This window comes from Pantoea sp. JKS000250 (assembly GCF_003201065.1).
Lineage (GTDB): Bacteria > Pseudomonadota > Gammaproteobacteria > Enterobacterales > Enterobacteriaceae > Pantoea > Pantoea vagans.
Genome location: NZ_QICZ01000001.1, coordinates 3,231,296 through 3,244,647, shown reverse-complemented (window position 1 = coordinate 3,244,647; position 13,352 = coordinate 3,231,296). Strand labels below are relative to the sequence as shown.

At 53.4% G+C, this 13,352-nt stretch carries 11 protein-coding genes; 2 read left to right on the top strand and 9 right to left on the bottom strand.

Annotated features, from left to right (window positions below):
• Nucleotides 1-18: 18 nt before the first annotated feature.
• Complete coding sequence (cof, locus tag BY447_RS15265) at nt 19-840, bottom strand: HMP-PP phosphatase (protein WP_095707601.1); 822 nt, start codon at nt 838-840, stop codon at nt 19-21.
• 92 nt (nt 841-932) lie between these two features.
• Here cof and BY447_RS15260 point away from each other — a divergent pair, with 92 nt between their 5' ends.
• Together BY447_RS15260 and queC are read left to right on the top strand one after the other, a co-directional pair.
• Entirely contained in the window at nt 933-2,651 is a 1,719-nt protein-coding gene (locus BY447_RS15260; protein WP_110331459.1) for an SgrR family transcriptional regulator, read from the top strand.
• A gap of 41 nt (nt 2,652-2,692) precedes the next feature.
• Entirely contained in the window at nt 2,693-3,388 is a 696-nt protein-coding gene (queC, locus tag BY447_RS15255) for a 7-cyano-7-deazaguanine synthase QueC (protein WP_110331953.1), read from the top strand.
• Nucleotides 3,389-3,438: 50 nt separating this feature from the next.
• Here queC and BY447_RS15250 read toward each other — a convergent pair whose 3' ends face one another.
• From BY447_RS15250 to tig, 8 genes are all read right to left on the bottom strand, one after another.
• A complete protein-coding gene (locus BY447_RS15250) occupies nt 3,439-3,837 on the bottom strand; it encodes a YbgC/FadM family acyl-CoA thioesterase (RefSeq protein WP_110331952.1) in 399 nt (132 codons plus the stop codon).
• Between the two features lie 100 nt (nt 3,838-3,937).
• Complete coding sequence (locus tag BY447_RS15245) at nt 3,938-4,297, bottom strand: ComEA family DNA-binding protein (RefSeq protein ID WP_033782171.1); 360 nt, start codon at nt 4,295-4,297, stop codon at nt 3,938-3,940.
• A gap of 140 nt (nt 4,298-4,437) precedes the next feature.
• Complete coding sequence (gene ppiD, locus BY447_RS15240) at nt 4,438-6,306, bottom strand: peptidylprolyl isomerase (RefSeq protein ID WP_013356996.1); 1,869 nt, start codon at nt 6,304-6,306, stop codon at nt 4,438-4,440.
• Between the two features lie 247 nt (nt 6,307-6,553).
• Entirely contained in the window at nt 6,554-6,826 is a 273-nt protein-coding gene (gene hupB, locus BY447_RS15235) for a nucleoid-associated protein HU-beta (protein ID WP_033731763.1), read from the bottom strand.
• Nucleotides 6,827-7,040: 214 nt separating this feature from the next.
• Nucleotides 7,041-9,395, bottom strand: coding sequence for an endopeptidase La (gene lon, locus BY447_RS15230; protein WP_003850493.1), 2,355 nt, complete (start codon nt 9,393-9,395; stop codon nt 7,041-7,043).
• Between the two features lie 186 nt (nt 9,396-9,581).
• Nucleotides 9,582-10,853: an ATP-dependent protease ATP-binding subunit ClpX gene (clpX, locus tag BY447_RS15225; RefSeq protein WP_003850494.1), complete on the bottom strand. Its 1,272-nt coding sequence runs from the start codon at nt 10,851-10,853 to the stop codon at nt 9,582-9,584.
• A 135-nt stretch (nt 10,854-10,988) separates the two neighbouring features.
• Complete coding sequence (gene clpP, locus BY447_RS15220) at nt 10,989-11,612, bottom strand: ATP-dependent Clp endopeptidase proteolytic subunit ClpP (RefSeq protein WP_010255410.1); 624 nt, start codon at nt 11,610-11,612, stop codon at nt 10,989-10,991.
• A gap of 335 nt (nt 11,613-11,947) precedes the next feature.
• The gene (gene tig, locus BY447_RS15215; protein WP_110331458.1) at nt 11,948-13,252 is read right to left on the bottom strand and encodes a trigger factor; all 1,305 of its coding nucleotides are present in this window, start codon (nt 13,250-13,252) and stop codon (nt 11,948-11,950) included.
• Between the last annotated feature and the right edge of the window lie 100 nt (nt 13,253-13,352).

Below are 13,352 nucleotides of genomic sequence, written 5' to 3'. Positions count from 1 at the left end.
TCCGGTTCACGGCAATCCTCAGCATTCGGGGGAATACGCGAGGTCGGGTGTAGCCAGCCAGTGATTTAAATAGTGAGACACCGCCTGTGTCTCGCAATGCCCTAATACCGGCAGATGCGGTAGCGCGGCTTTCAGCTGCGCCATCGCATTGCCCATGATGAAACCCCGTCCAACCTGCGACAGCATCTCTCTGTCATTCATTGCATCCCCGAACGCCATGCATTCCGCCAGCGTCAGTGACAGATGGTCGCACAACAGTGCCAGCGCGCTGCCTTTGTTGCAGCTGGCGGGCAACACTTCCAGACAGTCCACCGCAGAGAAGCAGATATTTGCCTGCTCACCCAGCGCCGCATCCAGTTCTGTTTTCAGCTGGCACAGACGCTGATGCTGATCGATAAAGCAGATTTTTGTTACCTGATGCGCGGGCAGCCTTTTCAGATCGCACAGCTGATAGCCAAATCCGCTCATCTGATGGGCCACCAGCAGCTCAGGCTGGGGTCGATCGGTAAACCATCCCTGATCGTTGAAAACGTGGATCGACGCGGGTGTTTCCCAATGGCGATGAATGACCTCTTCAGCTACCGCAGAGGGCAGATCGCGGGCAAAGATCAGATTGCCAGACCGATCGTGTACGCGGGTGCCATTCCCGGTAATCAGCCACGCGGGCAGCGTTAATTTCTCCCGCAGAATCTGCATCTCCAGCAGATGGCGGCCTGTCGCCAGCGCCAGATTAACGCCGCGCAGATGTAGCGCCTGCAGACTGTCCAGCGTCTGCTGACCCAGTTGATGATCCGGCAGCAATAATGTGCCATCCATATCGAATGCGGCTAAACGCATTATGGTTACCCTCCTGCTGAAAAGATGAGCTTACTATTGCCTGTTAATTGCGGAAGTAATAGTGAATACTTTTAAAAAACTGTTCCGGGTTTACGATGCGTCAGCTTAACCGCCTTAATCAGTTTCAGCGCCTGTGGCAGCAGAGCCAGGGCGTCCCTCAGCAGACCTGCGTGGCAGAGATGGCGCGCCACTGCATCTGCAGCGAGCGTCATCTGCGCACGTTACTGTCACAGTGGCAGCACGCTGGCTGGCTTAGCTGGCACGGGGAACCGGGCCGTGGCAAACAGGGTCGGTTAGTGTTTCTGCGCTCGCCTGAACAGTTACGGCAGCAGTTGCTGCAAAAACAGCTTGATGCCGGAGAGGCAGCTGACGCTTTACAGCTGCTGGATCTGCCGCCGGAAAGGCTGATTAATATGCTGCGGCCGTTAATGGGTGGACAGTGGCAGAACGACACGCCGGTTCTGCGCATCCCCTACTATCGTCCGATGGAGAGTACCGAGCCGCGCCAGATTACCGGACGGGCTGAACAGCATCTGGTTCGTCAGATCTATTCCGGTCTGACCCGTTTTAAGCAGGATGAGCCGGTCGGCGATCTGGCGCATCATTGGCAGCACGATGAAGCATCCTGTAGCTGGTTATTCTGGTTACGGCCTCAGCTGATGTGGCATAACGACGAGCCGGTGCAGGCTGCGCAACTGGTGGTGCAGTTCCGCCAGCTGCTGCAGGATACGCGTGTCAGAATATTGCTTGCCGATGTGGTCAGCGTGGATGCGCCTCACCCGCTGGCGGTGCGGTTTACCCTGCGACGACCTGATTTCTGGCTGCCTCACCGGCTTGCCCATCTTTTGTGCCTGCTGCCCCATCCCGATTATCCCGCCACAGGCAGCGGGCCATGGAAACTCAGGCATTTCAGCGCTGAGCTGGTCAGGATTGAAAGCCATGCGCGCTGGCATCTGCAGCGTCCGCTGTTGCAGGCGGTAGAGTACTGGATTACTCCTCAGCTGTTTGATGCCGCACTCGGCAGCAGCTGTCGCCATCCGGTGCAGATTGCCATTGGCGATGCAGCAGAGCTCAGGACATTGAAGCCGGTCAGCAGTAGCATCAGTCTCGGCTTCTGTTATCTGGTCTGCCGCCCGCGAGCCGGATTTACACCCGATCAGGCGCGCACGCTTTTTCAGCTCATCCAGCAAAGCGGCATCGTCAGCCGGTTACCACTGGATGAGGGATTGATTACCCCAAGCAAAGAGCTGTTACCCGGCTGGGAAGTACCGCTGATTGATAGTGTTCCGGTCCCCTTGCCCCCCACCCTGACGCTGCATTATCAGTTGCCGGTTGAGCTGCATCAGATGTCACAGGCACTGGTCGCCCTGTTAAAACAGCACGGCTGTACTCTGAACGTCGTTTTTCATCCGGTCAAAAGCTGGCATCATATCGCCCCGCCTGATGAGGCGGATATCGTGATGGGCGATCGGTTGATTGGCGATGCGCCGGTCTTCACACTGGCGAGCTGGTTACAGATTGACCCGCTATGGCGTCGGCTGTGGCCCACACCGCAGGGCGAAGAAGTCCAGGCGCAACTGCTGGCTATCCAGCAGATATCAGACGGCAATAGTCGTACCCGTGCGCTGCAGCAGCTTTATCATCAACTGATGACGGACGGCATCCTGCTGCCCCTGTTCAATTATCGCTACCAGATTTATGCCCCCCCTGCCGTTGAAGGGATAGAGCTGAACACGCTGGGCTGGTTTGATTTCAGCCGCGCATGGATTCCGCCGCCTATTGATCCGCCTTGCAGCTGTTCAGCGGCGGACTGAGGCATTACCATAAGCGCAAAATTAATTATCAGGGAAACACCATGAAACGCGCGGTTGTAGTTTTCAGCGGTGGACAAGACTCCACTACCTGCCTGATTCAGGCTGTACAGCTTTATGATGAAGTTCACTGCGTCACTTTCGACTATGGACAACGCCACCGGGAAGAGATCGAGGTCGCCCGCGATCTGGCGATGACACTGGGTGCGCGCGCACACAAAGTGCTAGACGTGACCATGCTGAACGAACTCGCCGTCAGCAGCCTGACGCGGGATAACATTCCGGTGCCGGCTTATAATTCTGAGGCCAGTGGCTTACCCAGTACGTTCGTGCCGGGCCGCAATATTCTCTTTCTGACGCTGGCCTCGGTTTACGCGTATCAGGTCGAAGCAGAAGCGGTCATCACCGGCGTCTGCGAAACCGATTTTTCCGGCTATCCCGACTGCCGCGATGAGTTTGTCAAAGCGTTGAACCATGCGGTGTCGCTTGGCATGGCGCGCGAGGTGCGTTTTGAGACGCCGCTGATGTGGCTCAATAAAGCGGAAACCTGGGCGCTTGCAGATTACTGGCAGCAGCTTGCGCTGGTACGCGAGCAGACGCTGACCTGCTATAACGGTGTGAAAGGCGACGGATGTGGTGAGTGTGCTGCCTGTCATTTACGGGCTAATGGCCTCCAGGGTTATCTCAACGATCGTGCTGGCGTCATGGCAGCAATGAAAGCAAAGAGCGGCCTTAATTAAGGCTGTCTGGCGTGGCGGCAAAGCAGTTCGGTTTGCCGCTTTTTATCGGCTCATGCCATCAGACGCATCAGTCGCTCGCGTAACTCCCCTTCCAGCGCAACCGCCTTTTGGGTCCGCAAATCAATACAGACAAACGTGAGTACGGCATCCGCCACCACGGTCTCCTGACCTGCCAGCAACACCCGCTGGGCAATAATGCCGCTTTTGCCATTTAACTGCGTAATCTCACTGTCGATAACCAGTACGTCGCCCAGCACGGCCGGGCGACGATAGTTGATGTTGATATTGACCACCACAAAAGCCAGTTTCTGTTCCTGCAACCAGTGGAACGCTTCAGCCACTTCCAGCCATTCCCAGCGCGCCTCCTCAAGAAACTCAAGATAGCGCGCATTGTTGACGTGCTGATAGACATCCAGATGATAGCCACGCACTTTTATGGTGGTCTGCATGATCATGCTCTCCTGCTACTGTGAGTTAACTGGTTGGACCTGTTCACTTTAGCAGAGTCGTCTGGTTAGCGTGGATTAAGCATCACAGATGTGTACTGCCTCACAATTTCAGCCGGGCCGCATTTCGCTCTATCAGCGCGTTACCGATACCCGGTACTTCACTGAGTTGCTGAATCGCGCTAAAGGGTCCGTACTGTTCGCGATAGTTCACAATCGCCTGCGCTTTCTTCAGCCCCACACCATTCATAGCGGCAGAGAGCTGTTCCGCTGTCGCTTCATTGATGCTGACCTGCTCCTGCTTTGGCTGCAGCTGCGCGGCTGTCTCCGGCTTCGGTGCAGGATGTGTGTTCTGCGAGACCGCCGGACTGGCAGGTTCAGGTGCCGCAGAGACGCTGCCGTGACAGAGTACACCGCCCAGTGCGAGTGAGAGATAAAAGGCAACAAGTTTAGATTTAGCCATGCTGTGTTTCTCCTTGTGTGTAAACAGCAGCGACAGAGTGGCACTACGCCGCACAAGGCTCAAAAGCGGAATATCAGAAATGGAAAAGGCCGCGAATGCGGCCTTTGATTGTTACAGTCGTTGCGTAATTTTTGCGAGGCTTACTGCATTTGTGCGGCAGCGCCGTACTTGATTTTGGCCTCTTTACGCAGGTTTTGCAGTAGGGCTTCAAACGTCAGCTGCGCATTATTCTGCGTAACGCCTTTGACCATTTCGTCAATCTGCGCCTGCGGCATGCTGCCGGTTTTAACTTTATCTACCGCCACCAGCACCACATTGCCCTGCATATCTTCGCTGACACCCCATGAAGGCTTATTATCAGCAGGCTGAGGCAGGTTAAAGGCGGCCTGTGCCACCGGATCCTGTGCATTGCGATCAACGGTTTTGCTGACGCTCAGTGTCAGGCCTGCTGCAGTCAGTGCGTCCAGCTTGCCCGCTTTGAGGTCGGTCAGCAGTTTATCGGCCTGGGCTTTAGCCTGCTGTGTCGCTTTGTCATGCTTAAGCGTATCCGTAATCTGCGCCTTCACCTGCTCCAGCGGTTTTACCGCTTCCGGTTTGTGCTCGCTGATACGCAGTACAAAGGCACGGTCGCCATCGACGGTGATAATATCGGAGTTGTTACCCGGCGCACCGTTCTGACCCACCAGACCACCGTTAAAGATCGCCTGCTTCACCGCATCGAAGTTAAGTGCGTCTGGCAGTGTGTCCTGACTGAACCAGCCGGTCTCTTTCGCTTTCAGACCCGAAGCCTGCTCGGCACCCGCCAGTGACTCATTGTCATTGCTGGCTGCTTCACTGACTTTCTGCTGCAGTTTGTAGAAGGCATCAACGCCCTTCTCCTGCTTCACTTTCGCTGCAACAGCGCTGCGAACCTCATCCAGTGGTTTAACCTGCTCTGGCTGAATGTCGTCGAGACGAACCACCAGGAAGCCCACTGACGATTTGATCACGCCTGACATCTGGCCTTTCTCAGTCAGACCCGCATTTTTCAGCTCATCCGGGGTGGTTGACGGTTCCAGCCAGCCCATATCACCGCCCTTACGCGCAGAGATGGGGTCGATTGATTTGGCTTTCGCCACATCCGCGAAGTTAGCGCCACCTTTCAGCTGAGCCAGTACCGCATTGGCATCCGCTTCCGTTTTGGTCTGAATAACGCTGTAGCGATTACGCTGTGGTTGCGAATAGTCTGCTTTATGTTGGTCGTACCAGGCCTGAATATCTGCTTCGCTGGCATCCTGCTGCATGCTGGCGGCATCCATCAGGATGTAGCTGACGCGGAACTGTTCCGGCGCCATAAAGCTGGTTTTATGTTGCTGATAGTACTGACTGATTTCGTCGTCGGTGACGGTTTGTTTCGCCATCAGGGCATTAACGTCCAGCGTCGCCTGACGAATATCACGTTGCTGTGAAACCAGGTCCACCAGTTTGCTGGCTTCGCCTTTCAGCGTGAAGTCTGTGTTCGCCACCGCATTGATCAACTGCTGATTGGAGAGTTGCTTGCGCAGCGCTTCAGCATACTGGTCGGCGCTGAAACCCATATTGCCGATCAGCGCCAGATATTTAGCATTGTCGAATTTGCCGTTGGTCTGGAAAGCCTGCTGATTGAAGATAGCCTGCTTAACCTGATCGTCACTGATGCTGAGATGAAGCTCTTTGATGTAGCTGTCGAGCAGCGCCTGGTCGATCAACTGCGACAGCGCCTGCTGACGCATCTGCTGCATGAAGCCATCGTTGCTGGCCAGCTGCGAGAACTGGTCACCCAGCATCTGCTGCTGGCGACTGCGTTCGCTGTTAAACGCCTGCTCCAGCTGTCCCCGGCTTATCTCCTGACCGTTAACTTTGGCCGCATAGTCGTTATTGCCGCCAATCAGATAGTTGCCAACGCCTGTCAGCACAAAAGAGACGATAATCAGTCCCAGAATAATCTTGAGCACGACATGGTTCGACGCCGCGCGTAAATTGTCCATCATGGTATGGCAACACTCCGCTGTAGTGTGAATGTAAAGCTCGGTCGCAATTCGCCACTGGCTGGCGACTCACGCAACTGCTGGCTTAGCTGGCAGTCTCAATCCGGTCCAGGTCCATCTTACGGCCCGATTCTCACCGGTTAAAACAAAAAAGGCACATCTCATTGATGTGCCCGTATGTTACATGAGAACGGGTTAATCGTCCTCTAATCCACTGAAGAAAATGCGTCAATGAATCTATTCGTTGTTATTAATTGACAGCGTCTTTCAATGCTTTACCAGCACGGAAACCGGGTACTTTACCAGCCGGGATGGTGATCTCTTTACCGGTTTGCGGATTGCGGCCGGTACGTGCAGCGCGGTCACGCACAGAGAATGTGCCGAAACCCACCAGAGCCACTTCATCACCCTCTTTCAGCGCATCTGAAACTGAGCCCATAAATGCATCTAAAACACGTCCTGCTGCAGCTTTAGAAATATCAGCATCGGCAGCAATTTTGTCGATCAATTGTGACTTATTCACTCTCTTCATCCCCTCTTTTATTATTTCACATCGTACCGGGCTTCCGGCCGGGTACGAACGCGCAGCAAGTTATATCAAGCCTGTGGAGCCGAAACAACGGAATTTCTCTGAGAACGTCGCCCCGACAGCCACCTAAATTAGCGGCACAAAAAAAAGCTGGCAAGCGCCAATTGCCTTGCCAGCTCCGCTTTTTAACGGTTTATGCCGTTAATCACTATTTTGCTGTTGCGACCTGCATGCCATAAGGCGCATTTTCCAGTGCCAGATTCAGCACCTCTTCAATGCGTTTCACCGGATGAATCTCCAGATCGGCAATCACGTTCTGTGGAATCTCTTCCAGATCACGCTTGTTGTCGTCCGGGATCAGCACGGTTTTAATGCCACCACGGTGTGCTGCCAGCAGTTTCTCTTTCAGACCGCCAATCGGCAGAACCTGACCACGCAGGGTAATCTCACCGGTCATAGCGACATCCGCACGCACCGGGTTACCGGTCAGACAGGAGACCAGCGCGGTACACATTGCGATACCCGCACTTGGACCATCTTTCGGTGTGGCGCCTTCTGGCACGTGAACGTGAATATCACGTTTTTCGTAGAAGTCACCATTAATGCCCAGCTTCTCGGCACGGGCACGCACCACGGTCAGCGCAGCCTGAATCGACTCCTGCATCACTTCGCCCAGAGAACCGGTGTAAGTCAGCTTGCCTTTACCCGGTACGCATGCAGTTTCAATAGTCAGCAGATCGCCGCCCACTTCCGTCCACGCCAGGCCGGTGACCTGACCCACCCGGTTTTCACTGTCAGCACGACCATAGTCGAAGCGCTGTACGCCCAGGAAGTCCTTGAGGTTTTCACCATTGATGGTGATGTGCTTTTTCGTCTTGTCCATCAGCAGTGATTTCACCGCTTTACGGCACAATTTCGACAGCTCACGCTCAAGGCTACGCACGCCGGCTTCACGGGTGTAGTAACGGATAATGCCGACAATCGCGCTATCTTCAACCGTAATTTCACTGGCTTTCAGGGCGTTGCGTTCAATCTGCTTGGTCAGCAGATGCTGCTTAGCGATATTCAGTTTCTCATCTTCGGTGTAACCCGACAGACGAATCACTTCCATACGGTCCAGCAGCGGTGCCGGGATATTCATTGAGTTCGATGTTGCCACGAACATCACATCAGAGAGGTCGTAGTCGACTTCCAGATAGTGGTCGTTGAACGCAATGTTCTGCTCTGGATCAAGCACTTCCAGCAGCGCTGAAGCCGGGTCGCCGCGCATGTCCGAAGACATTTTGTCGATCTCATCCAGCAGGAACAGCGGGTTTTTAACCCCGACTTTCGCCATTTTCTGGATGAGTTTACCCGGCATGGAGCCGATGTAGGTACGACGATGACCACGGATTTCCGCTTCATCACGCACGCCACCCAGCGCCATACGGACATATTTACGTCCGGTCGCTTTGGCAATCGACTGTCCCAGAGAGGTTTTACCTACCCCTGGCGGTCCGACCAGGCACAGAATCGGCCCTTTAATCTTGCTGACGCGACTCTGAACCGCAAGATACTCAAGAATACGATCCTTCACGCGCTCCAGGCCGTAATGGTCAGTATCCAGGGTCTCCTGCGCTTTACGCAGATCTTTCTTCACTTTGCTGCGCGCGTTCCACGGAACCTGCACCATCCAGTCGATGTAGCCGCGAACCACGGTCGCTTCAGCGGACATCGGGGACATCATTTTCAGCTTCTGCAGCTCAGCTTCTGCTTTTTCACGCGCTTCTTCCGGCATTTTTGCCGCGTCGATTTTGCGTTTTAACGCTTCATACTCGTCAGGCGCATCGTCCATCTCGCCCAGCTCTTTCTGAATTGCCTTCATCTGCTCATTCAGATAGTACTCGCGCTGGCTCTTCTCCATCTGCTTCTTAACACGGTTGCGAATACGCTTCTCAACCTGCAGCAGATCGATCTCAGATTCCATCATCGCCATCAGATATTCCAGACGCTCATTGACGTCGGACATCTCCAGCACAGACTGTTTGTCTGCCAGTTTCAGTGGCATATGTGCTGCAACGGTGTCGGCAAGGCGGGCCGCATCGTCAATATTATTCAGTGAGGTTAAAACCTCGGGTGGGATCTTTTTATTAAGTTTGATGTAGCCTTCAAACTGATTGATCGCCGTACGCACCAGCACTTCCTGCTCGCGCTCTTCAATCTCTGGCGAAACCAGATATTCAGCTTGAGCCACAAAATGGTCACCGTTGTCGGCCAGCGTCGTAATATGGGCGCGCTGTAAACCTTCCACCAGGACTTTGACCGTGCCATCCGGCAGTTTCAGCATTTGCAATACTGAGGCAACGGTCCCTACTGAAAAGAGATCGTTAATGCCAGGTTCATCCGTTGAAGCCTCTTTCTGTGCGACCAGCATGATTTTTTTATCATGATCCATTGCGGCTTCAAGGCACCGAATTGATTTTTCCCGGCCAACAAACAACGGAATTACCATGTGCGGATAAACCACCACGTCGCGCAGCGGCAACACGGGGATTTCAATGCGTTCAGAACGCTCAGGATTCATAGAGCTCTCTCTTTGTTTAATGTCCGCCAGGTGATGGGAACCGCATCAGGCAGGTATGCAGTTAAACCCACAGGTATCTGAGTATATGGGGATGATTGTCCGACATTCAACGTCACAGAGGCGAGAAAAGCAAAAGGGGAAACATTTTCCCCTTTTTTAATAGAACAACATGGACGATCTGTTTAATTATTCGCCAGATGCCTGCGCTTCATGCTTGCCGTAGATCAGCATGGGCTCAGACTGACCTTCAATAACTGATTCATCAATCACTACTTTTTCCACGTCATCCATGGAAGGCAGGTCATACATGGTTTCCAGCAGCGCGCCTTCAACAATGGAACGCAGACCACGCGCACCGGTTTTACGTGACATCGCTTTCTTCGCAATGGCGGTTAATGCCTCGTCACGGAACTCCAGCTCAACGCCTTCCAGGTTAAACAGCGCCTGGTACTGTTTTGTCAGGGCGTTTTTCGGCTCACGCAGAATCTGAATCAGCGCTTCTTCGCTCAGTTCACTCAGGGTCGCGACCACAGGCAGACGACCGATAAACTCAGGGATCAGACCAAACTTGATCAAATCTTCAGGTTCACACTGTGAAAGCAGTTCGCCTTCGCTGGCTTTCTGCGACTTCCCTTTTACGGTAGCGCCGAAGCCAATACCGGATCCGGTTTCCACACGCTGGGAGATCACTTTGTCCAGGCCGGCAAATGCGCCGCCGCAGATAAACAGAATTTTTGAGGTATCAACCTGCAAAAATTCCTGCTGCGGATGCTTACGTCCACCCTGCGGCGGAACAGCAGCCACGGTGCCTTCAATCAGTTTAAGCAGAGCCTGCTGTACACCTTCGCCTGACACGTCACGAGTAATCGACGGGTTATCTGACTTACGTGAGATTTTGTCGATTTCATCGATATAAACGATGCCGCGCTGTGCTTTCTGTACGTCGTAGTCACATTTCTGCAGCAGTTTCTGGATGATGTTTTCAACGTCTTCACCCACGTAACCGGCTTCAGTCAGCGTGGTGGCGTCAGCCATAGTGAATGGCACATCCAGCAGGCGCGCCAGCGTTTCTGCCAGCAGCGTTTTACCACTACCGGTCGGGCCGATCAGCAGAATGTTACTTTTGCCCAGTTCGATGCCATTGCTGGTATCGCCGTTACGCAGACGCTTGTAGTGGTTATAAACCGCAACCGCCAGCACTTTCTTCGCTCTTTCCTGACCGATAACATAATCATCGAGGTGATGGCGAATTTCATGTGGGGTTGGCAACGCACTGCGTTCACGATGCGGGGCAACTTCTTTAATCTCTTCGCGAATGATGTCGTTGCACAGGTCAACACACTCATCGCAGATATACACTGACGGCCCGGCAATCAGCTTACGCACTTCATGCTGGCTTTTGCCGCAAAAAGAGCAGTACAGCAACTTTCCTGAACCGTCTTTGCGCTTATCTGTCATCAGTTAACCTCTTCTTGTTCTCAGGCCATACCCGCGTACGGCTCAGGCCGTACAGGGACGGCCGAAATTCATTCAACCCATAATAGTACCGTTGTCCTGTTAACTATAGACCAGGGACAACGGTAAGTCGGGGTCTTATTGGCGATGCGTCAGAATTGAATCGACTAATCCATACTCTACCGCTTCATTTGCAGAGAGGAAACGGTCACGCTCGGTATCACGCTCAATCTCTTCCAGCGTTTTACCGGTGTGCTCAGCCATCAGCTCATTCATACGCTGTTTAACTTTAAGGATTTCACGTGCATGGATTTCAATGTCTGACGCCTGGCCCTGATAGCCGCCCAGCGGCTGGTGGATCATCACGCGCGAGTTTGGCAGACAGAAACGCTTGCCTTTAGTGCCCGCTGTCAGCAGGAACGCACCCATTGAACAGGCCTGTCCCATACAGATGGTGCTGACATCCGGTTTGATAAATTTCATGGTGTCGTAAATCGACATACCGGCCGTGATCACACCGCCTGGCGAGTTGATGTAAAGATAGATATCTTTTTCCGGGTTCTCAGCTTCCAGAAACAGCATCTGCGCCACGATCAGATTCGCCATGTGGTCTTCAACCTGGCCAGTCAGAAAGATAACGCGCTCTTTCAGCAGACGGGAGTAGATGTCGTAAGAACGCTCACCACGCGAAGTTTGTTCAACCACCATTGGCACCAGCGCATTGTGCGGTGCAGTATATTCACGATCGCCACTGTATGACATTACCGTCTCCTGGATAAATTTCATTGGCAACATTCTGTACCGATTCTACGTAAGACGCGCGGGAAACTCCACGTCGCACCTTTTCCGACACCTTCAGGACGGTTAATCAGCCAGCCTCACTCTTCATTCTGCATACTCCCACTATTTGGGGATGCTGCACGCATGTTTCAAGCATAACAATCTTTTCCCTGTTCGCTAACCCGGAAAAAGCGATGCGTGAATAACTTGCCGATTAATTAAGCAAATAGCGGCGAAGAGTCGCGTTCTGTACGCAAAACACAAAAAAGCCCGCGACTTTTCAGTCACGGGCTTAGCACAGACGGTTAACTGCGTGATCAGGCCTGAGCGGTCTGATTCATCAGTTCCTGGAAGTTGGTCTCTTTCTCGGTCACTTTAGCTTTCGCCAGGACCGCTTCAACCGCTTGCTCTTCCAGCGCGACGTTGCGCATGTTGTTCATCAGCTCGTTATTCTTGCTGTAGAACTCGATAACTTCTTTCGGATCTTCATACGCAGAAGCCATCTCTTCGATCATGGTGTTAACGCGCGCTTCGTCAGCTTTCAGCTCGTGGGTACGAATCACTTCGCCCAGCAGCAGACCGACAACAACACGGCGTTTAGCCTGCTCTTCAAACAGTTCGCGTGGCAGTTCCAGCGCCTGCTGTTCGTTGCCACCGAAACGCTGTGCAGCCTGACGACGCAGAACGTCGATTTCGCTGTCAACCAGCGCAGCTGGCACGTCGATTTCGTTCGCTTCAACCAGGCCGTCGATCGCCTGAGTTTTGATGCGGTTACGGATAGCGCCTTTCAGCTCGCGATCCATGTTCTTACGCACTTCAGTACGCAGACCGGCAACTGAACCATCTTCAACGCCGAAACGTTTGATGAACTCTTCAGTCAGCTCTGGCAGCTCACGCGTTTCAACTTTCTTCAGCACGATCTCGAACTTCGCATCTTTCCCTTTCAGGGTTTCTGCGTGATAGTCGTCCGGGAATTTCACGTCGATAGTGAACGTTTCGCCCGCTTTGTGGCCCACAACGCCTTCTTCAAAGCCTGGGATCATGCGGCCCTGGCCCATGGCCAGAACGAAATCAGTGGCTTTGCCGCCTTCGAACTCTTCGCCGTCAACAGAACCGTTGAAATCGATAGTTGCACGATCTTCCGGGCCTGCAGCTGCGTCGCTTTCGATCCAGTTGGCCTGCTGCTTACGCAGGGTATCCAGCATGGTATCAACGTCAGCATCAGTCACTTCAACGACAGGTTTTTCAACTTCGATGTTTTCCAGGCCTTTCAGCTCAACTTCCGGATAAACTTCGAATTCAACCGCGTAGGTAAAATCCTGACCTTCTTTGTATTCGCCTGGCACGTAGTTTGGTGCGCCAGCCGGATTAATTTTTTCTTTGATGATGGCGTCAACAAAGTTGCGCGTCATCAGCTCGCCCAGCACGTCCTGACGGACAGAAGCGCCGTAACGCTGCGCTACGATGTTCATCGGCACTTTGCCTTTACGGAAACCATCGATGCGAACTTTCCTGGCAACGTCAACCAGTTCTTTTTTTACTGCGCTTTCGATGCTGTCAGCTGCAACAGTAATCGTAATGCGACGGCCCAGGCCCTGAGTGGTCTCTACAGAAACTTGCATCTTGTTACCTCAAAAAATCACGTGCTCGGTCAACTTCAGACACCACACATCGTGAAATGCGCCGTATCCAACAACCGGGACGGCTTCCGTGAAGAGAACC